Annotated in this window: 21 protein-coding genes; 14 read left to right on the forward strand and 7 right to left on the reverse strand. The window is 34.0% G+C overall.

Annotated elements, in window-relative coordinates; translation table 11 throughout:
* The first annotated feature begins 48 nt into the window (after positions 1-48).
* From truA to fabG, 12 genes are all read left to right on the forward strand, one after another.
* Entirely contained in the window at positions 49-804 is a 756-nt protein-coding gene (gene truA / locus VRU49_RS05820) for a tRNA pseudouridine(38-40) synthase TruA (RefSeq protein ID WP_330145843.1), read from the forward strand.
* Positions 797-2,620, forward strand: coding sequence for an ABC transporter ATP-binding protein (locus VRU49_RS05825; RefSeq protein WP_330145844.1), 1,824 nt, complete (start codon positions 797-799; stop codon positions 2,618-2,620). Before truA ends, VRU49_RS05825 begins: the two co-directional genes overlap by 8 nt.
* Before the next feature lie 150 nt (positions 2,621-2,770).
* Positions 2,771-3,643, forward strand: coding sequence for a succinate--CoA ligase subunit alpha (sucD, locus tag VRU49_RS05830; RefSeq protein WP_330145845.1), 873 nt, complete (start codon positions 2,771-2,773; stop codon positions 3,641-3,643).
* Between the two features lie 151 nt (positions 3,644-3,794).
* A complete protein-coding gene (locus tag VRU49_RS05835; RefSeq protein WP_431311599.1) occupies positions 3,795-4,274 on the forward strand; it encodes a methionine-R-sulfoxide reductase in 480 nt (159 codons plus the stop codon).
* A 147-nt stretch (positions 4,275-4,421) separates the two neighbouring features.
* On the forward strand, positions 4,422-4,811 hold the full coding sequence (locus tag VRU49_RS05840; protein WP_330145847.1) for a septal ring lytic transglycosylase RlpA family protein: 390 nt from the start codon (positions 4,422-4,424) through the stop codon (positions 4,809-4,811).
* Positions 4,812-5,296: 485 nt separating this feature from the next.
* A complete protein-coding gene (locus VRU49_RS05845) occupies positions 5,297-6,274 on the forward strand; it encodes a ribonucleoside-diphosphate reductase small subunit (RefSeq protein WP_330145848.1) in 978 nt (325 codons plus the stop codon).
* A gap of 85 nt (positions 6,275-6,359) precedes the next feature.
* The gene (locus VRU49_RS05850) at positions 6,360-8,738 is read left to right on the forward strand and encodes a ribonucleoside-diphosphate reductase subunit alpha (RefSeq protein ID WP_330145849.1); all 2,379 of its coding nucleotides are present in this window, start codon (positions 6,360-6,362) and stop codon (positions 8,736-8,738) included.
* A gap of 127 nt (positions 8,739-8,865) precedes the next feature.
* Positions 8,866-9,603 (forward strand): RHS repeat domain-containing protein, encoded by a 738-nt coding sequence (locus VRU49_RS05855; RefSeq protein ID WP_330145850.1) that lies wholly within the window; start codon positions 8,866-8,868, stop codon positions 9,601-9,603.
* A gap of 174 nt (positions 9,604-9,777) precedes the next feature.
* A complete protein-coding gene (locus tag VRU49_RS05860) occupies positions 9,778-10,653 on the forward strand; it encodes a carbon-nitrogen hydrolase (RefSeq protein WP_330145851.1) in 876 nt (291 codons plus the stop codon).
* A gap of 362 nt (positions 10,654-11,015) precedes the next feature.
* The gene (locus tag VRU49_RS05865) at positions 11,016-11,390 is read left to right on the forward strand and encodes a four helix bundle protein (protein WP_330145852.1); all 375 of its coding nucleotides are present in this window, start codon (positions 11,016-11,018) and stop codon (positions 11,388-11,390) included.
* 339 nt (positions 11,391-11,729) lie between these two features.
* On the forward strand, positions 11,730-12,776 hold the full coding sequence (locus VRU49_RS05870) for an agmatine deiminase family protein (RefSeq protein WP_330145853.1): 1,047 nt from the start codon (positions 11,730-11,732) through the stop codon (positions 12,774-12,776).
* Positions 12,777-12,854: 78 nt separating this feature from the next.
* On the forward strand, positions 12,855-13,598 hold the full coding sequence (gene fabG / locus VRU49_RS05875; RefSeq protein ID WP_330145854.1) for a 3-oxoacyl-[acyl-carrier-protein] reductase: 744 nt from the start codon (positions 12,855-12,857) through the stop codon (positions 13,596-13,598).
* 158 nt (positions 13,599-13,756) lie between these two features.
* Here the strand turns inward: fabG and VRU49_RS05880 are convergent, their stop codons facing one another.
* From VRU49_RS05880 to carA, 6 genes are all read right to left on the reverse strand, one after another.
* Positions 13,757-14,059 (reverse strand): FtsB family cell division protein, encoded by a 303-nt coding sequence (locus VRU49_RS05880; protein ID WP_330145855.1) that lies wholly within the window; start codon positions 14,057-14,059, stop codon positions 13,757-13,759.
* A gap of 88 nt (positions 14,060-14,147) precedes the next feature.
* Positions 14,148-15,443, reverse strand: coding sequence for a phosphopyruvate hydratase (eno, locus tag VRU49_RS05885; protein WP_330145856.1), 1,296 nt, complete (start codon positions 15,441-15,443; stop codon positions 14,148-14,150).
* A 150-nt stretch (positions 15,444-15,593) separates the two neighbouring features.
* Positions 15,594-16,178 carry a DUF1572 family protein gene (locus tag VRU49_RS05890; protein ID WP_330145857.1) on the reverse strand — a complete coding sequence of 195 codons (585 nt, stop codon included), beginning with the start codon at positions 16,176-16,178 and terminating at the stop codon, positions 15,594-15,596.
* Positions 16,179-16,220: 42 nt separating this feature from the next.
* Positions 16,221-17,312, reverse strand: coding sequence for an ABC transporter permease (locus tag VRU49_RS05895; protein ID WP_330145858.1), 1,092 nt, complete (start codon positions 17,310-17,312; stop codon positions 16,221-16,223).
* A gap of 10 nt (positions 17,313-17,322) precedes the next feature.
* Positions 17,323-18,090, reverse strand: coding sequence for an ABC transporter ATP-binding protein (locus tag VRU49_RS05900; protein WP_330145859.1), 768 nt, complete (start codon positions 18,088-18,090; stop codon positions 17,323-17,325).
* 54 nt (positions 18,091-18,144) lie between these two features.
* Positions 18,145-19,257 carry a glutamine-hydrolyzing carbamoyl-phosphate synthase small subunit gene (carA, locus tag VRU49_RS05905; protein ID WP_330145860.1) on the reverse strand — a complete coding sequence of 371 codons (1,113 nt, stop codon included), beginning with the start codon at positions 19,255-19,257 and terminating at the stop codon, positions 18,145-18,147.
* A 211-nt stretch (positions 19,258-19,468) separates the two neighbouring features.
* Here carA and panB point away from each other — a divergent pair, with 211 nt between their 5' ends.
* Together panB and VRU49_RS05915 are read left to right on the forward strand one after the other, a co-directional pair.
* A complete protein-coding gene (gene panB, locus VRU49_RS05910; RefSeq protein ID WP_330145861.1) occupies positions 19,469-20,284 on the forward strand; it encodes a 3-methyl-2-oxobutanoate hydroxymethyltransferase in 816 nt (271 codons plus the stop codon).
* Between the two features lie 3 nt (positions 20,285-20,287).
* Positions 20,288-20,971, forward strand: coding sequence for an RluA family pseudouridine synthase (locus VRU49_RS05915; protein WP_330145879.1), 684 nt, complete (start codon positions 20,288-20,290; stop codon positions 20,969-20,971).
* 236 nt (positions 20,972-21,207) lie between these two features.
* Here the strand turns inward: VRU49_RS05915 and VRU49_RS05920 are convergent, their stop codons facing one another.
* Positions 21,208-21,567: a hypothetical protein gene (locus VRU49_RS05920; RefSeq protein ID WP_330145862.1), complete on the reverse strand. Its 360-nt coding sequence runs from the start codon at positions 21,565-21,567 to the stop codon at positions 21,208-21,210.
* Positions 21,568-21,992: the final 425 nt, after the last annotated feature.

The raw sequence follows: 21,992 nt of genomic DNA on the forward strand, positions 1-21,992 counted from the left end.
GCATATAGTACTCCACTTAATAGTTGGAAAAAAGTATTTTTGTAAACCTTGAATAATCAGAGATATTTTATAGAGCTTTCTTATAATGGGACCAATTTCCATGGTTGGCAGGTTCAACCTAATGCTATTTCTATACAAGAGCATATAGATAGAGCGTTAAAGGTTTATTTCCGTCAATATATTGAAACGGTTGGCTGTGGACGTACAGATGCTGGGGTGCATGCGCGACAATTTTTTGCACATTTTGATGTCGAAAATGTTTCTCAAGAGAAAGTATTAAATTCTATCTCAGGCTTAAATGCGCTGTTACCTTACGAAATTGCTATTTACAAAATTTTTAAAGTTGAAGCAGATGCTCATGCTAGGTTCGATGCTACGGAGCGCTCTTATGAATATCATTTTCATTTCTTTAAAAATCCCTTCCTTTTAAATCAATCTTGGTTGGTAAAGGGTGATTTGGATATAGATTTAATGAACGAGGCGGCAAGCTATATTTTAGAGTTTACGGATTTTTCATGTTTTAGTAAATCTAACACCCAAACTTTTACCAATAATTGTAAAGTTACTAGGGCAAAATTTGAAAAGACAAAGGATGGATTAGTTTTTCATATTTCGGCCGATAGATTTTTGAGAAATATGGTGAGAGCAATTGTTGGTACCTTAATTAAAGTTGGAAGAAAAGAAATTGAACCTGATTTTATTAAACAAATAATAAACAGTAAAAACAGATCAATGGCCGGACAATCTGTCCCTGCTTGTGGTTTATATTTAACTTCAATAAAATACCCTTATATAAATGAGTAAAGTTACAGGACAAGCTTTTAATTATAATTTATTGCGTAGGGTATTACAATACATCAAGCCTTACAAAAAGTTATTTTATGCCTCGTTTGTATTAACCATTCTGTCGGCAATAATTGCCCCTATAAGACCTTGGTTAATTGGTCATACTTTAGATGAGTATATATTTAAAAGCGATTATAATGGGTTAGTAACCATGACTATATTCATGGTAGTTTTATTGGTAATACAAACCATTACCCAATACCTACAATTGTTAACTACTAATATGTTGGGGCAATCTGCCATTCGGGATTTAAGGATTAATGTGTTTAAGCATATTACCAAGCTTAAGTTGCGTTTTTTCGATAAAACACCCATTGGTCAGTTAATTACCAGAACCGTTTCTGATATGGAAACTATATCAGAAATATTTGCAGAAGGTTTAGTAGCCATTCTTGGCGATTTATTACAGGTAGCTGTAATACTTACCTGGATGTTTTATAAAGATTGGGAATTAACTGTTGTTGTGTTATTGCCAATTCCGTTTTTAATTTTAGCTACTTCAATTTTCCAGAAAGCAATTAAAGGAGCATTTCAATCCGTAAGAACAGAGGTTTCTAACCTCAATACATTTTTACAAGAGCATATTACTGGAATAGCTATAATTCAATATTTTGCTCGCGAATATCAGGAGTATAAGAAATTTAAAGCCATAAACGGAAGATATAGAGATGCCAATATTAAGTCTAACTGGTATTATTCTATATTTTTCCCTGTCGTAGAAATTATATCTGCTACATCATTAGGTTTATTGGTTTGGTATGGTGCAAAAAGTGTTTTGTCTAAGCCTATGGATGTAACACCTGGTACCATTGCCGAATTTATCTTGTATTTGAATATGTTATTCAGACCTATTAGGGAATTAGCCGATAAATTTAATACGTTACAAATGGGTATGGTGGGTGCAGAACGCGTATTTAAAGTGTTAGATACACAAGATACTACAGAAAATAAAGGTGTTTTAAAGCCAGAAAAATTGGATGGCAGTATTCAGTTTAAACATGTTTGGTTTACTTATCAAACCGATTTAAAATCAGCAACTCAAGATAATGCTGTCGAAGAACCTGTCTCCTATGTATTAAAAGATATAAGTTTTGAAGTTAAAGCCGGACAAACGGTTGCATTTGTTGGGGCAACAGGTGCAGGGAAATCGACCATTATAAATATTTTGAATAGATTTTATGATATTCAAAAGGGTGAAGTTTCTGTTGATGGGGTATTAATTCAAGATTATGAGTTAAATTTTTTACGGAGTAAGATCGCTACCGTATTGCAAGATGTTTTTCTGTTTTCGGATACTATATTTAATAATATAACTTTAAATAATCCGTCAATAAGTTACGAGAAAGTAATAGATGCGGCAAAAAAAGTTGGTGCTCATGATTTTATTGAGAAGCTTCCGGGAGGCTATAATTATAATGTTATGGAACGAGGAGCAACTTTATCGGCCGGTCAGGCTCAACTAATCTCATTCATAAGAGCGTTGGTGTATGATCCTGCTATTTTAGTATTGGATGAGGCTACTTCGTCTGTAGATACTGAAAGTGAGATGATGATTCAATCTGCCATTGAAAAATTAATGGAAGGTAGAACATCGGTAGTAATTGCGCATAGATTATCGACCATACAGAAAGCGGATAAAATTATTGTATTAGATAAAGGTGAAATTATGGAAATGGGTACCCATCATGAGCTTTTGCGATTAGATGGTTATTACAAGACCCTATATGATTTACAATTTTCGAGTTCTGGTATTTTAAATGAGCAAGAAAAATAGCGTATTAAATTTTTTACGGGTAAAAATGATATTTAAATATGCATTTTGATGATTTAAAGGAGAATTATTAAATATTAGGGGATAGGATTTTAGAAAATGCCTTGTTAAATGGGCTGAAATAATTAGATTTGCACAAAATAAAGAACATACATGAGTGTTTTAGTAAATAAAGATTCGAAGGTTATAGTTCAGGGATTTACCGGAAATGAAGGTACTTACCATGCTGAACAAATGATTGCATATGGAACAAATGTAGTAGGTGGTGTAACGCCTGGTAAAGGTGGACAAACGCACTTAAACAAGCCTGTTTTTAACACGGTAAAAGATGCTGTTGACAAAGCTGGTGCAAATGTTTCGATTATTTTTGTACCTCCTCCATTTGCAGCAGATGCAATTATGGAAGCTGCAGAAGCTGGAATAAAGGTAATTGTTTGTATTACGGAAGGTATCCCAACTAAGGATATGATTCAGGTAAAATCTTATCTTTCTGATAAAGATTGCCGTTTAATTGGACCAAACTGTCCGGGTATTATTACTGCCGACGAAGCTAAAATAGGTATTATGCCAGGTTTTATTTTCAAAAAAGGTAAAATTGGTGTGGTTTCTAAATCTGGAACTTTAACTTATGAAGCAGTAGATCAAGTTGTGAAAGCCGGAATGGGTATTACAACAGCTATTGGTATTGGTGGTGACCCAATTATTGGAACAACTACTAAAGAAGCAGTAGAATTATTAATGAACGATCCTGAAACAGAAGGTATCATTATGATTGGTGAAATTGGTGGAGGTATGGAAGCCGAAGCTGCTCGCTGGATTAAAGAACATGGTACTAAACCAGTTGTTGGATTTATCGCTGGTCAAACTGCGCCTCCGGGACGTAGAATGGGACATGCTGGTGCTATTGTTGGTGGAGCAGACGATACGGCTGCTGCAAAAATGAAAATCATGGCAGAATGCGGAATCACTGTAGTTGAAAGTCCAGCTGAGATTGGAGCTGCTATGGTAAAAGTATTAGGAAAGTAATTCATTTACACTAAAATATAACCCCTTCTAATATTTATTGGAAGGGGTTTTTTTATGCAGTTTAAACGTGTATTTTTACAATTATATGTATTCTTTAGGTTTGTATTTTTATATTTTTGGATATTACCAACTCTAATTAATGGATTACATTATGCGTCGGACTTCAAAAATTTCGTTCTTAATGGCATTGTTTTTAGTGCTAGCTCACTTAACATCATGTGCACAGGATAAGAATAAATCAACAAACTCAAAATCGAAACAAAAGATGGAATGGAATAAATTAACCAAGGAAGAGGAAGCTATTATCGTAAATAAGGGCACTGAGATGCCGTATACCGGCAAATTGTTAGACAACAAGGAAAAGGGAACTTATACATGCAAACGCTGTAATGCGCCTTTATATAGATCTGAAACTAAATTTGAATCTTTCTGTGGTTGGCCAAGTTTTGATGATGAGATAAAAGGAGCAGTTTTAAGGTTACCAGATTTAGATGGTAGAAGGACAGAAATTGTATGTGCTAAATGTAATGGGCATTTGGGACATGTTTTTGAAGGCGAAGGATTTACAGCCAAGAACACTCGTCATTGTGTAAATTCACTTTCTATGAATTTTGTGGCCGACAAAAAATAACTGTTTGATTATCTTAATCTAACATAAATTTTTTCGAGCGGTAATTTCGAAGAATAATTTTGGAAATTTTGCTTTCTTTAAAATTAATTCATCGAGAACTTCATTGGATTTTAATATCTTTAATATTGAACCAGCGTAAAAACACGTATGATCAAGAATTTTTTAACGATATTTTTAATTTTTTTCACGGCAGAATTGTTTGCGCAAACAGGCGATAGCTTGGCTATAGACTCTTGCTACAAAACCACTTATGCGACATTTTATCATAAAAAATTTGAGGGCAGAAAAACTACAAGCGGGGCAAAATATAGAGCTAAATTATTAACAGCTGCTCATCTAACTTTGCCGTTTGGGACAAAAGTATTGGTAAAAAATTTGACCAACGGTAAAACCGTGGAAGTCACCATAAATGATAGAGGGCCTCATTCCAAAAAATTTGGAATAGATCTTAGTGAACAGGCAGCTCGTAACATAGGTATGTATAAATCTGGCGTAGCAAAGGTTGAAATATTTTATATTTTGCCTAAAGATATTTAGCTTGTAAATAAGTCAATTTACTTTCTGAGAATTAGCCTTTAGCATTCTTTTTTTATTTTAATTAATTTATTGAAAATCAACTTTTTAATGTGTTTTAGGGTTGATTTGAATATTAAGTTGTTAATTTCTGAAATGGCAATTTGTAATAAAAATTGAGTTCTAAAATAAAACTTATTAACACCTATATTTTTTCCTTAATTCCTTAAATCGAAATAATTACCTTTTTTTTTGATAGAAATTGGACTCAAAAATCGGGAGATTGGATTCGGATTTTGGAAATTGTTAACAACTTTAATAGGCTTCCAAGTCTCTGATTTTTATATTTGTTATAAGAAAGTTCTTTTAAGAAAACACTCGAAAAAATTTTATAAAGATTTAGTATTAAGTAACTAATGTCATAACTCTCTTGGTAGATTTATTAGATAGTAGCTGAATTTTTTATGAATTTTAAGTATGTTTTTTAAAACCCATAAAAATTAGATGCGATGAAAGAAGAAGATGAATTATTGCTAAAAGAAAACAAAGATAGATTTGTATTACTCCCGATTAAATATCCAGAGATCTGGGAGATGTATAAAAAGTCGGAAGCCAGTTTTTGGACAGCCGAGGAAATCGATTTATCGGACGATTTAAAACATTGGGAAAACTTAAACAGTGGAGAAAAGCATTTCATTTCTCATATTTTGGCGTTTTTTGCGGCCAGTGATGGTATTGTGAATGAAAATTTAGCTGTGAACTTCATGAGCGAAGTTCAATTACCAGAAGCTCGATGTTTTTATGGTTTCCAAATTATGATGGAAAATATTCACTCTGAGACATATGCTTTATTAATTGATACTTATGTTAAAGATCCTGAAGAAAAAAACAGACTGTTTAATGCTATAGAAACGGTTCCATGTGTTGGTAAAAAAGCACAATGGGCATTAAGGTGGATTGAGAATGGAAGTTTCGCAGAACGTTTAGTTGCATTTGCTGCGGTTGAGGGAATTTTCTTTAGCGGAAGTTTTTGTTCAATTTTTTGGTTGAAAAAACGTGGGTTAATGCCTGGACTAACATTCAGTAATGAATTAATCTCTAGAGATGAAGGAATGCATTGCGAATTTGCTTGTTTATTGTACAAAATGTTAAAGAACAGATTGCCTCAAGAAGCAGTGCATGGAATTATTCGTGACGCAGTTGAAATAGAAAAAGAATTTATTACCGATGCATTACCAGTTGCTTTAATTGGTATGAATGCAAAGTTAATGAGTCAATATATTGAGTTTGTGGCCGACAGATGGTTAACTGAGTTAGGCTATGCTAAGATTTATAATGCAACCAATCCATTTGATTTTATGGAAATGATTTCATTACAAGGTAAGACCAATTTCTTCGAGAAACGAGTTGGAGATTATCAAAAGAGTGGTGTACTTACCTCAACAGAAGATAAAGCCCAAGCTTTCTCATTAGATGAGGATTTTTAAACTATACCAATAAGAATACCTAAACTAAACTAAACTTCGTGATTTAAGAATAGGACTTAAATCATAATTAAATGCGAGATATTATATGTTTGTACTAAAAAGAGACGGCCGCAAAGAAGCGGTTCAATTCGACAAAATTACCGCTCGAATTGAGAAATTATGCTACGGATTTAATGCAGAATTGGTTGATCCAATTGATGTTGCTAAGAAAGTTATTGAAGGTTTGTACGATGGGGTATCAACTTCAGAGCTTGATAATCTTGCTGCAGAAACAGCTGCATCATTAACCACAAAGCATCCAGATTATGCATTATTAGCATCTCGAATTGCAGTTTCAAATTTGCATAAGAACACCATCAAATCGTTTTCTAAGACGATGGAAATGTTGTTTAATTATGTTGATCCGAAAACAGAAAAAAATGCTTCTCTAATTGCAGAAGATGTTTACGAAATCATAAAACAAAATGCAGATATCTTAGATAGTTCTATTATTTATGATAGAGATTTTGGATTCGATTATTTCGGATTTAAAACACTAGAGAAATCTTATTTGTTAAAGGTTGATGGAAAAATTGTAGAGCGTCCTCAGCATTTATTTATGCGTGTTTCGGTAGGTATCCACAAGGAAGATATCGAAAGTGCAATTAAAACTTATAATTTAATGAGCGAACGTTGGTTTACTCATGCTACGCCAACATTATTTAATGCGGCAACTCCAAAGCCTCAAATGTCGTCTTGTTTCCTATTAACTATGCAAGATGATAGTATTGAAGGTATTTACGATACATTAAAACAAACAGCAAAAATATCTCAAAGTGCAGGTGGTATAGGATTAAGTATTCATAATATTAGAGCAACAGGTTCTTATATTGGTGGTACCAACGGAACAAGTAATGGTATTATCCCAATGCTTAAAGTGTTTAACGATACAGCTCGCTATGTAGATCAAGGTGGAGGTAAGAGAAAAGGTGCTTTCGCAATTTATTTGGAGCCTTGGCATGCAGATATTTTTAGCTTTTTAGATTTAAGAAAAAATCACGGTAAGGAAGAAATGCGTGCCCGCGATTTATTCTATGCGCTATGGGTTTGTGACTTATTTATGCGTAGGGTAGAAGAAAATGGGGAATGGAGTTTGTTTTGCCCGAATGAAGCACCTGGATTAGCAGATTGTTATGGTGCAGAATTTGACGCTCTATATGAACGCTACGAAAAAGAAGGAAAAGCTAGAAAAACAATTAAAGCACAAGAATTATGGTTCGCTATTTTAGATGCTCAAATTGAGACTGGAACACCTTATTTGTTGTATAAAGATGCTGCTAATAGCAAATCAAATCAGCAAAATTTAGGTACCATAAAAAGTTCTAACCTTTGTACTGAAATTATCGAATATACTTCAAAAGATGAAGTGGCAGTATGTAACCTTGCTTCATTAGCCTTACCTAGGTTTGTAATTAATGGTGAGTTTGACCATCAAAAATTATATGAAGTAACTTATCAGGCTACTTTAAATCTGAATAAAATTATTGATCATAATTATTATCCAGTTGAAGAAGCTAGAAACTCAAATATGCGTCATAGGCCAGTAGGTTTAGGTGTTCAAGGTTTGGCTGATGCATTCATTTTATTAAGAATGCCTTTTGAAAGTGATGCAGCTAAACAATTGAATAAGGATATTTTTGAGACTATTTATTTTGCTTCAATGACAGCTTCTAAGGATTTAGCAATTAAACATGGTCCTTATAAAACTTTTAAAGGCTCTCCTTTATCTAAAGGTAAATTCCAGTTCGATTTATGGAATGTTACCCCAGATAGTGGTAGATGGGATTGGGAAGGTTTACGTAAAGAAGTAGTTAAAAACGGTGTTTATAACTCACTATTAGTAGCACCTATGCCAACCGCTTCTACTTCTCAAATATTAGGAAATAATGAATGTTTTGAACCTTATACTTCTAATATCTATACACGCCGTGTATTAAGTGGTGAGTTTATTGTTGTAAACAAACATTTATTGAAAGATTTAGTGGCATTAGGATTATGGAATAACAATATGAAAGATAGAATCATTTTAGCGAATGGCTCAATTCAAAATATTCCTGAAATTCCTGATTATATCAAAGAATTGTACAAAACAGTTTGGGAAATTAAAATGAGAAACATTATTGATATGGCTGCCGATAGAGGTGCCTATATCTGTCAATCTCAATCTCTAAACTTATTTATAAACGCTCCGAATACATCAAAATTAACGTCAATGCATTTCTATGCTTGGAAGAAAGGTTTAAAAACAGGTATGTACTACCTAAGAACTCAAGCCGCTTCTCAAGCCGTGAAGTTTACCGTAGAAAATCAAGCTGGTAAAGCTATTGAAGCAGTTATTCCAGAGCATGTAGAACAAGTGGCTGATGAAATTCCAACTGGCCCAGTTTGTACTATGGAAGAAGGATGTATCAGTTGTTCGGGATAGAACCCAAATAAACAAAACATACTATTTAAAGCCTGATTTAATTTTAAATCAGGCTTTTTTCGTAGATAGGAAGTTTTGCGTATTGATGTGCTTTTTTGTCTAGACTATTTTAGCCTAAAAAAAGGAAATGAAGAAATTAGTAATCTTATCTGTATTGGTTGGTCTGTTTTCTGCCTGCACAAAGGACCAACTCTTAGAAGAAATTGATACTTCTAAAAACAATGGTAAAATATTGTCAAAAGTTCAGTATTGGAACAATAACACTAAGACAGCAACCACAACTACTGAACTTATCTTCGCAGGAAACGATATTAAGGAAGTGAAATTATATAAGACTGATGGAACAATTTGGTATACTTATAATAAAATTGAAGCTTCTAACGGTAGAGTTAGTAAGATAGAAGGTACGCTTGCACCAAATAATACCGCAGTTACGTGGGAATTTAAATACGACGCAACCGGGAAAATTATTGAATCGAAGAAGGTAGAAGGGCCAAATTCTAAAACTTATTATTTTACTTATGATGCGAATGGTAGAGTTGCATCGAGCACCAATGACGATGCTTCTCTTGAATACATTTATGAAGGAAGTGCTAAAAATCCTAGTAGTATAAAAGAATTTAATAATTACACATTTAGTACATCTACTATTCAATATAAATACGATTCTAAGAAGAACCCATACACCAATGCCCCTTTCTTTTTGTTTTATATGAACAATGGAGAGTTTTTCGAAAATAATGTAACAGAAGTAATTAGGCCAGGGTTAACGATTAAATATAATTACGAATATAATCAAGCTGATTTTCCTCTAACTAAGCGTGCTGCAGATACAGGTGGTGGACTAAATTTTGTGTATCAATAGTTAATTTTAAAATTTGGAAAAGCTTAATTCAATTGAATTAAGCTTTTTTGTTTTTTATATGGTTCTATATTTATAAGCACTTATCTGTGCTGTGCTCATTCCTTTTTGCTAACTTTGTGTTTGTATTTAAAAGGGGTATCTTTAAATAGTGCCTTTAGAACTAAGTTGTAAAATATGAGCAAGGTTAAAGTAGGTATGGTGCAAATGAGTTGCACTGCTAGCAAACAAGAAAATTTAGAAAAAGCAATTGTAAAAGTAAAAGAAGCAGCTGCAAAAGGTGCCCAAATTGTTTGCTTACAAGAGCTTTTCACTTCTTTATATTTTTGCGATGTTGAAGATTATGATAATTTCGACCTTGCAGAATCTATTCCAGGGCCATCTACCGATGCATTATCGGCTGTTGCCAAAGAATTAGGTGTGGTAATTATTGCATCTTTATTCGAGAAAAGAGCTCAAGGGTTATATCATAATACAACAGCTATTTTAGATGCTGATGGAAGTTATTTAGGGAAATATAGAAAAATGCATATTCCTGATGATCCTGCTTATTACGAGAAGTTTTATTTCACTCCTGGTGATTTAGGTTATAAAGTTTTTAAAACCAAATTTGCTACCATTGGAGTTTTAATTTGCTGGGATCAATGGTATCCAGAAGCTTCAAGAATTACTGCCTTAATGGGAGCTGATATATTATTTTACCCAACAGCAATAGGATGGGCAACCGATCAAGACGAAGAAACTAATGCTGATCAATATAATGCTTGGCAAACTATTCAGCGCTCACACTCAGTAGCAAATGGATTACCTGTAGTTAGTGTGAATAGAGTAGGTTTTGAGCAAAATGGAGCAATGAAGTTCTGGGGAGGAAGTTTTGCTACAAATGCACAAGGAAAAATTTTGTACTTAGCTTCCCATGATCAAGAAGAAACAGAAGTTGTAGATATAGATTTGGCGCAAAGCGATTATATCCGTAAGCATTGGCCATTTTTAAGAGATAGAAGAATAGAGACTTATCAGCCAATTACGAAAAGGTTTATTGATGAGGAATGAGGAAGTCTGGTAGTCTGGGAGTCCGAAAGTCTGATAGTCCGGAAGTCCGGAAGACCGGAAGTCTGGGAGCCTAAGAGTACGAGAGTCAGGAAGTTCGAGAGGCAGATAGGTGGAGCCGTTCGAAAGACCGGAAGAGCTAATATTCTTGTCTTTATTGACTTTCCAACTTTCCAACTTTCCCGTCTTTCCGTCTTTCCGTCTTCCCCGTCTTCCCAACTTTGCTAACTTTGCTAACTTTGCTGACTTTCCTGACTTTTCCGTCATTCCCGTCTTTCCTGACTTCCCCGTCTTCCCCTCATAAGCATTAAAATTTTTCAGTATATTTACACATACATCATCCCTAATTATTAAACATATTAGGAATGGCATTTAAATTTCAAAACCTCAAAGTCTGGCAGAAATCGATGATTTTAGCCAATGATATCCATTATTTAGCACTAAGATTCCCAAAAGATGAAGCTTATGTGTTGAATCCTCAAATTAGGAGAGCTGCTAATTCAATTACATTAAATATTGCTGAAGGAAGTACTGGTCAAAGCAATAAAGAATTTGTTAGATTTTTACGCTATTCCCTTCGATCTACAATAGAAACTGTTGGGTGCCTGTTCCTCGCAAAAGAAAGAAATTATATTAATGAATCTCAATTTATAAGTCTTTATAAGAAGTGTGAAGAAGTACTTGTAATGATTAATGGGCTGATTAAAGTTTTAGAGTCTGGGAGTCCGAAAGACCGATAGTCTGATAGTCCGGAAGTCAGGAAGACCTGAAGACCGGAAGTCGGAAAATCGGTACTAAGTACTGTCTACAGTCTACTGTGTATTAAATATTCGGAAGTCCGGAAGTCCGGAAGTCCGAAAGTCCGAAAGCCTGGTAGCCTAAGAGTACGAGAGTCAAGAAGTTCGAGAGGCGGATAGGTAGAGAATTTGAAAGGGCGGAAGAGCAAATATTCTTGTCTTTATTGACTTTCCAACTTTCCCGTCTTTCCGTCTTTCCGTCTTCATCGTCTTTCCATCTTCCCTGACTTTTCCGTCTTCCCCGTCTTTTACTATCTTTGCAGCAACTACTGTTAACATAAAATGAATACTTCAAATACACCAGCACAATTAGGATATACCTTTCCTGCAGAATGGGCAAAACACGAAGCTACTTGGTTAAGCTGGCCACATAAAGAGGCTTCTTGGCCTGGAAAATTAGAAACCGTATACAAGCCTTATAGTCAGTTTATTGCTGCTATATCTAAAGGAGAAAAAGTTCGTATCAATGTAAGAGATGAAGCTATGAAAACTTTAGCATTATCGCACATTACACAAACTGATGCTGTTTTAGAAAATATCGAATTTTATTTTAACGAAACTAACGATGCTTGGTGTAGAGATCATGGACCTGCATTTTTAATAAATGAAAACGCCAAAGACAGAAAGGTAATTGTAGATTGGGGCTATAATGCATGGGGCGATAAATATCCTCCTTACGATTTAGACGATGTAGTCCCTACAAAAATTGGTAATCATTTTAATATCCCAGTTTTTCATCCCGGAATAATTATGGAAGGTGGATCGGTTGAGTTTAATGGAAACGGAACTCTATTAACAACTACCGCTTGCTTATTAAACGAAAATAGAAATCCAAATTTAACGCAAGCAGAAATTGAGGCTTATCTAAAAAATTATTATGGCGTCTCTAAAATTCTTTGGTTAGGTGATGGAATAGTGGGCGATGATACTGATGGACATATTGATGATATTACCCGTTTTGTTAATGAAGATACGGTAGTTACTGTAGTAGAAAGTAATCCATTAGACGAGAACTATCAATTATTACAAGAAAATTTAGAGACATTAAAGTCAATGACTTTAGAAGATGGAAGGAAACTTAATATTGTTGAATTACCTATGCCATCTCCTGTTATATATGAAGATACACGACTTCCTGCATCATATGCCAACTTTTATATTGCCAATGCTGCGGTAATTGTACCGGTATTTGATGATGTAAATGATCAAATCGCCTTAGATATATTACAAAAATGTTTCCCTGATCGTCCAGTTATTGGTATTAATTCAGTAGATGTAATATGGGGATTAGGTAGCTGGCATTGTTTAAGTCAACAAGAGCCTGCATAACAATTAATAACTTTACGAAAAGCAGATAATTTTGATTTTCATCAGATATCTGTATTTTCGTTTTATAAAAATAAACACATGAAATTATTAGAAGGAAAAACAGCATTAATAACCGGAGCATCTAAAGGAATTGGAAGAAAGATAGCTGAGAAGTTTGTAGCACACGGAGCAAATGTTGCATTTACATATTTATCATCTGTAGAAAAAGGTTTAGCGTTAGAACAAGAATTACAATCTGCAGGAACCAAAGTAAAAGGTTACCGATCAGATGCTTCAAAATTTGACCAAGCAGAACAACTTATTAATGATATAGTAGCAGAATTTGGTACCATTGATATTGTAGTAAACAATGCGGGTATTACCAAAGATGGTTTATTGATGAGAATGAGTGAAGAGAATTGGGATGATGTATTAGAAGTTAACTTAAAATCTATTTTTAATGTAACTAAAGCGGCTTCTAAAATAATGATGAAAAATAAAAAGGGTTCTTTCATCAATATGAGTTCTGTAGTGGGTGTACAAGGAAATGCTGGTCAAGCCAACTATGCGGCATCTAAAGCTGGGATAATTGGTTTCTCTAAATCAATTGCAAAAGAATTGGGCTCAAGAAATATTAGAACTAATGTGGTTGCGCCAGGATTTATTAGAACTGAAATGACCGATGTTTTAGATCCAAAAGTTGTCGAGGGATGGGCTGCAAATATACCTTTAAAAAGAGCTGGAGAAGCTGATGAAGTTGCAGATGTTTGTGTATTCTTAGGCTCAGATATGAGTTCTTATGTAAATGGACAAGTATTGCCAGTAGATGGCGGAATGCTTTAATATAAGCTATTTAGACTTATTGAATATTTTAAGGTGCATTTTCTGAAAAGGAAATGCATTTTTTTTTTGGATGTTTGTTTAAGTTAAAAATTAAATCTTCAATAAAATCCTATAGGTTTTTTTAAGAGGAGAAGTGGGATTGGAGTATTTAACCTAAATTATTCGGCTTTTGGTTGTTCTTTAATGATAACAAAAACATCTTCATTATCTTTTTTCATGAAATATTTTTCGCGCGCAAATTTCTCAGCCGTATTTAGGTTAGAGCCAAGCTCGTTTAAATCTTTTTTAATGATCTCGATTTCACGTGAATAAAACTCCTTTTCTGTTTCCAGTTTTTTTACTTCCGATCTATATTCGTATTGAGAGAGCACATCGTTCTTGTCAAAAAACAGCATCCACACAACAAAAGCAAATGTGGTTACAAAATATTTATTCTTGAACAACTGTAATAATTTACTCATATAAACAAATATAAAAAGAAAAACTATCGAAAATTAAAGATTCGATAGTTTTTCAGGAAATAGATTTTATAAACTTCTTAACAATTTTCTATTTAATCGCGTATTTAAAGTCCTTGCCAATAAATCGTGCTGCATCACCTAATTCTTCTTCAATTCTAAGAAGTTGATTGTATTTAGCAATCCTATCAGAGCGAGAAGCAGAACCTGTTTTAATTTGGCCGCAGTTTAATGCTACAGCTAAATCAGCGATCGTTGTATCTTCAGTTTCACCACTTCTGTGACTCATAACAGATGTATATCCATTTGTTTGAGCTAAACTTACCGCATTAATTGTTTCTGTTAATGAACCAATTTGGTTTACCTTTACTAAAATGGAATTGGCAGTATGGTTGTTAATACCTTTTTGAAGCATTTTTACATTAGTCACAAATAAATCGTCGCCAACTAATTGTACTTTATTTCCAATTTTCTCAGTTAACATTTTCCAGCCATTCCAATCGTTTTCATCCATACCATCTTCAATAGAAATAATTGGGTATTTTTCTACCAACTCAGCTAAATAGGCTACTTGTTCTTCGCTACTTCTTATGGCACCAGTTGCACCTTCAAATTTTGTATAATCGTATTTTCCATCTTTGTAGAATTCCGAAGATGCACAATCTAAAGCAAGACAAATATCTTTACCTGGTGTATATCCAGCTCTTTCAATAGCTTTTAAAATCGTTTCTGCTGCATCTTCAGTTCCATCTAAAGTTGGAGCAAAACCACCTTCATCACCAACTGCTGTAGATAGATTTCTGTCATGTAAAATCGCTTTTAGATGATGAAAAACTTCAGTTCCCAATCTCAATGCTTCAGAAAAAGAAGCTGCACCAACTGGCATAATCATAAATTCCTGAAACGCGATAGGGGCATCTGAGTGAGATCCTCCATTAATAATATTCATCATCGGAATAGGTAGTGTATTTGCATTTACTCCACCAATATATCTGTATAAAGGTTGCTTACTTTCTTGAGCAGCTGCTTTAGCTACGGCAAGAGATACACCCAAAATAGCATTTGCACCTAGTTTTCCTTTATTTTCTGTGCCGTCTAGATCGATTAATGTACTGTCAATTAAATTTTGTTCAAAAACATCAACACCTAATAAAGCTTCAGCTATTGGGCCATTTACATTATTCACTGCGTTCAAAACGCCTTTTCCTAAATAAACTGATTTATCGCCATCTCTTAATTCAACAGCTTCGTGCATTCCTGTACTCGCACCGCTAGGTACTGCGGCACGTCCCATATTACCGTTTTCAGTTATAACTTCCACTTCAATGGTTGGGTTGCCTCTTGAGTCCAGAATCTGGCGGGCATGAACATCAATAATTAAACTCATTTCGAAATATTTTATAGTTTTTCTGCTTATTATATAGATTATAATAAACGCGTTTATATTCCAAATATAGCCAATTTTTGAAGTAATTAAAGGGTTTTTAGCTGATTAATTACATTTAAATCCACTTAATAGTTATTCTGTATTTTCTTATTAATCAGTGTTTTTATGTTCATTTCGCATTATCTCATCTACATAATGGCTGATCTTTTTCTCGGACTGGAATTTTTCTACATTATATGCATTTGATGCGCCTTTTGGAATAGATAGCGATTTCCAGTCTTCATTTAAGATAAGTTTAGAAATGTAAATAATTTGTCCGATGTGATATGCATAATGAGGTAATTGCCTGTTTATAGCTTCCAGAACTGTATGACCTTCATTTCGTATATAAACAATATCTTGAAGTTTTTCGGCATTTTTTTCTTGAAGTATATCTAAAAAAACAGTCCAAGCGTTTTCCCATTTTTGAAGCAGTTGGGCTCGCGTATAAAATTGAGGTTCAAATTCTGTATCTCTATTTCTCCAACTTTTTTCTCCATCTGAGGCAAAAAAATCTGTAAATCTGCTCAGCATATTTCCTTCGATATGTTGGAATAATACGCCAATACTATTACTGTTAAAATTGGGTTGCCAATAAATACCTTGATCTGGAATTTGTGCCAGCGCTTTTTCTGCTAGCATTTTATAATACGCCAGTTGCTTTTGGGTGCTTGAAATATAATTTGATTCAATCATATTAATAAAATTAAATGACTCAATCAATATACAAAAATTAGATTATTCCCATTTAAAGAATTTTACCGCTGCACCATAAACCACAACGCCCCAAACCAATAAAACTAGAATTTGAATACGGACGTCCCAAAGACTTAATCCCTCAAATGCCACTTTTCGCATAGCATCATTTAAGTAAGTTAGTGGCATCGCTTTGCTAATGTATTGTAACCAGGTTGGAAATACACTCACTGAGAAAAAAGTTCCTGACAATAAAAATTGAGGTAAAGTGATGATGTTAGAAATGGGAGGAATGGTACTTTCACTTTTTGCAATTCCAGAAATTACAAAACCAAATCCCATAAATACTAAAACTCCCAAGAAGGATAAAACGAGCATATTTATTACCGTTATATATCCATTAACTAGAGTAAATCCAAAGAAAAGATTGCCTAATAAAATAATGGTTAAAGCACCTAATAGAGCAAAACCAATTCTAGCTATTCCTTCTCCAAGTACAATACTTGATTTTCTGACTGGGGTTGCAAAAAATCTTTTTATCACTAAATTTTGGCGTAAGCTAAAGAAAACAAAGGCCGTTCCAAATACACCCGTGCTTAATAATGAGAACCCCAATTGTCCAGGTAAAATAAAATCAATAGTTGTATATGGTCTGCTTTTTAACATCGTTTCTCTAACTTCAGTAACAGTAGGCACTTGGTTTGCCATGTTTACTTGCAGCTGGATGTTAAGTATGAGAGATTTAAGGATATTGGTTTTATCTGGACTAGCAGTAGTATAAGTGATATTTGTAATATAATTTGGAATAGAATCTTTATTCAACTGAACATCAATTAACCCATCATAGTTTCCTTTAGTTAAGGCACTGTTTATGTTAGTTGTATCAGTATCCTTTATTAATCTAACAACCGAATTTTGTTCTAAAGCCTTAATTACAGGATTGTCTAAATTTGAAGTAGGCGCAATGGCTAAATCAATTTTCACCCCGTTAGTGCTTAAAAAGCCAAAAACCAATATGAAGATTAGTGGAAATGCTAAGGTAAAAACTACTGCAGATGGACTTCTTAAAATAGATCTGAAACTGGCTTTTGCAAGGGCTAGCGTAGCAGTGGTATTGTTATATTTTTTTATCATGATAATGAATTTAGCCCTCTCTCCATTCTTTCCCGGTTAAGGAAATAAATACATCTTCTAAATTGGCAGCTTTTACTTCTTTTTTACGTTCAAAACCAGACTTTATTAAGTCGTCAATCAATTTATCTGGGGTATCTAGGGCTATAATTTTTCCTTTTTCTACGAAAGCTACTCTGTCACACAACACTTCGGCCTCATCCATATAATGGGTTGTAATAACAATGGTAGTGCCAGCATCTCTAATCTCTTTAATTAAATCCCAAAGATTTCTTCGAGCTTGTGGATCTAATCCGGTTGTCGGCTCATCTAGAAAAACAATGGTTGGATTATTTATTAAAGTAGTTGCGATAGAAAAACGTTGCTTTTGTCCGCCAGAAAGTTCTTTGTACTTAGCCTTTGCCTTTTCTTGCAAATTTACTTTCGACAGCATTTCCAGAGGATCTACCTTAATATTATATAGACCAGAAAAAAGTTCGATCAATTCTGTTAAATTCAGATTTGGATAATAACCAGCAGCCTGTAATTGAACGCCAATTAATTGCTTAATTTCATTTTCATTTTTCTCTACATCAAACCCCGCAACGGTAACCTTACCTGAAGTTAAAGGCCTTAAAGTTTCAATAATCTCTAAAGTTGTTGTTTTTCCCGCGCCATTTGGACCTAATAATCCAAATATTTCATTTTTATAGACTTCGAAATTTAAACCATTCACCGCGCTAAAATCATCGTATTTTTTTACAAGATCCTGTACGGCAATCATCACTTCTGATTTATTCATGGTTAAAAGTATAAAATCCTTATGAATACTAAAGAATTATTCCAAATTGGAGTCTTACCAAACTAATTTTCCTAGAATTACATCCTTAAAATCGTCGAATAAATATCTGCTATCGTGTGGACCAGGAGAACTTTCTGGGTGATATTGAACCGAGAATGCTTTTTTTCCTTTAACTCTAATACCTTCTATAGATTGGTCATTTAAATTGATATGGGTAATTTCAACTTTTTCAGATTTTTTAACTTCTTCTGGTATAACTCCGAAACCATGATTTTGAGAAGTTACTTCACAATGGTTTTTAATAATGTTCTTAACCGGGTGATTTAATCCTCTATGTCCGTTAAACATCTTCATTGTACCTATTCCATTCGCTTCTGCCAATAACTGGTGGCCTAAACAAATACCAAATAAAGGTTTGTTATCAGCTAAAATATTTTTAACAGTTTCAATTGCATAAGGCATTGCCGATGGATCACCAGGGCCATTAGATATAAAATAACCGTCAGCTCCCCATGCTTTCATGGTTTCGTACGAAGTTTTTGCTGGGAATACTTGAACATAGATATCTCTATCATCAAAATTTCTTAAGATATTCTTTTTTATACCTAAATCTAATGCGGCTACTTTAATTGAAGCATCTGGGTTGCCATAAAAATAAGGTTCTTGAGTAGAAACCACCGACGATAACTCTAAGCCATCCATTGATGGAACAGCATTTAACCTATTCATTAACTCATTAACATCAGTTATTTCAGATGAAATTATCGCATTCATTGCGCCTTTGTCTCTGATGTGTCTTACCAATGCCCTTGTATCGATATCTGAAATACCTACAATATTTTCTTCCTCAAAAACATCCTGAATAGAAGCAAATGCCTCTTTTCTACTGTATAGGATATTATAGTTCTTACATACTAAACCTGCGATTTTAATTGAATCTGACTCAATTTCGTCTTTGTGCATGCCATAATTGCCAATATGAACATTGGTTGTAACCATGATTTGTCCGAAATAACTAGGATCTGTAAAAACCTCCTGATAACCCGTCATACCTGTATTGAAACAAATTTCACCAGTAGTTGTGCCAATTTTGCCAGCAGCTTTTCCATAAAATATTGTTCCGTCAGCAAGCAATAGTACTGCAGGTAACTTCGTGTAATGTGTCATCGTTTAAAATAATTGACTGAGTAAATAAAATAGAATAAATACGGTATATTCGAATAAGATCTCCGTTTAATTAGAGGGGCATTTGGATGATGCTGATAAACCGTCATTTCAGGATACAAAGATAGAAATTACTCTTAAATTATTGCAATCTTAATATAAATTTCAATCAAAATTGATATACCTTTAGGGCGTTGATTAAATCTATATAGAAATGTCTGTACATAAAGAAGTAAAAAGAGTTACTACTCATACCCTTCAAGAAATGAAAGAACGTGGTGAGAAAATTGCAATGTTAACCGCATACGATTATTCTATGGCCACTATTTTAGATGATGCAGGACTAGATGTTTTGCTGGTTGGCGACTCTGCATCTAATGTTATGGCTGGTCACGAAACCACTTTGCCAATTACTTTAGATCAGATGATTTATCATGCCAGTTCGGTTGTGAGAGCTATAAAAAGATCTTTTGTAGTAGTAGATTTACCATTCGGTTCCTATCAAGGTAATTCAAAAGAAGCGTTAAACTCCGCTATTCGAATCATGAAAGAAAGCGGTGCTCATGGTGTTAAACTTGAGGGCGGTGCAGAAATCGTTGATTCTGTTTCTAGAATAATTGCAGCAGGTATCCCAGTTATGGGCCATTTGGGATTAACCCCTCAGTCTATTTATAAATTTGGTACCTATACAGTTAGAGCTAAAGAAGAAGCTGAGGCAGAAAAATTAATTCAGGATTCTTTATTATTGCAAGAAGCGGGATGTTTTTCATTAGTATTAGAGAAAATTCCAGCAGCCTTAGCAAAAATTGTTTCAGAGAAACTAGCTATCCCAACCATTGGTATTGGTGCAGGTGGACATTGCGACGGACAAGTTTTAGTTGTTAATGATATGATTGGATTAACGAAAGGATTTCATCCAAGATTTTTGCGTCAATACATCAACCTATATGATGGTATTTTAAATGCTGCCCAATCTTATATTAAAGACGTTAAATCTCAAGATTTTCCAAACGAAAAAGAACAATATTAAATTATAGTGATAACAGAGTCGGATGTTATTTATGAAGACAATCATCTAATCGCAATAAATAAGCGTGCGGGCGATATAGTTCAGGTTGATGAAACCCAAGATGAGCCATTGGATGAACAAGTCAAAAGATTTTTAGAAAGAAAATATAATAAGCCTAATGCCTTTTTAGGCGTCATCCACAGATTAGATAGGCCTGTTAGTGGAGTTATTCTTTTTGCTAAAACCAGTAAGGCTTTAGAAAGGATGAACAAACAGTTTAAAGATCGAAGAACACAGAAAACCTATTTCGCGGTTGTAAAAAACAAACCTCCTCATTTAAATGGCAATTTACAACATTGGTTATTTAAAGATCAACGCAAAAACTTTGTAACTCATTACTCGAAGGAAGTTCCCGGAAGTCAGTTCGCTGAACTCAATTATAAATTATTAGGAGAAGTAAAGGGGTTTTACTTATTAGAAGTTAATCCTATTACCGGCAGATCCCATCAGATTAGAGTCCAGTTGGCCAGCATGGGATGCCCGATAGTGGGCGATAACAAATACGGATATCCTAGAGGAAGCAAAAAAGGCAGCATTTGCCTACATGCACGTAAACTGCAATTTATTCATCCCGTTCAAAACAAGCCGATAGAATTGTTCGCTAAATTACCAGTTGATGGTTTTTGGGAGCGATTTGAACAATTTTAAATCTTTTGTAGGTCCCATCCTAAATGTATATACTATAGGTAGTCGGGGAGTCAGAAAGTCCGAAAGTCAGATAGTTGAAAAGTCGGTATTAAGTACTGTCTACTGTCTACTAAATATTCGGCAGTCAGGAAGTCGGAAAGTTGGGTAGTCCGAAAGTCAGAAAGTTGGTAGTCTGTACTAAGTACTGTCTACCGTCTACTGTCTACTGTCTACTCTCTACCGTCTCCTAAGTACAATCAAAAATCAGAATACTTCATTTTTATCAATTGAATCTTTTCATCTTCCAGCTCCATATACCCTTGGTGATAGCAAAATTTGAGCACTTTGCCATCCTTTTGCTTGTATAAATGTGTATGGTATTTGAGATTTACGCCTGCATCTAGTAATAATTGTTTTGGAATTATTCTTTTAGAATAGGGGTTTAGTTGATTCAATAACTTCAAATTGGCTTTTAATATCTTATTAATAGGTCCAATATCTTTAAGCTTTTCTGTGTTGTGTTGGTTGTGATAATTACTTCTACAGCCATCATTGCAGAACTTTTTGTCTGATCTTCCTCGGAGTGGTGCGTGGCAATCTTTACATAAGTTTCCCATAATCAATAGATTAAATTAGGGATGCAAACTCAAATTTATAAAATTATCTTTTTAATTTAAAATATTTCTTAATTATTTATTATTATGAATTTGTCTAGTTATTAAGGTGGACAGGAAGTATTATATAGTATATAATTATAATATAACCTTAATATAACATAGAATAAACTTGGGGGCATTTAAATTTTTCTCGTTGATCATCATCAAGTTAGGGGAAATAGCAGAAAATAACCTATAAAATATTTGTAGTGGGGGTAAAAATTCTTACCTTTGCACTCCGCTTCGGAGGAAGAGGGGCAAGAGATTGAGCGTTTGGTTGAATTATGGGTTAAGTAGGGGGTTAGAATAAAGATGTAGCTAGCTAATAGCGAGTTATAAAAAACTTCGAAAAAACTTCAAAAATAATTTGCCAGAAGGAATTAATT

Source organism: Pedobacter flavus, from assembly GCF_036324285.1.
GTDB lineage: Bacteria > Bacteroidota > Bacteroidia > Sphingobacteriales > Sphingobacteriaceae > Pedobacter > Pedobacter flavus.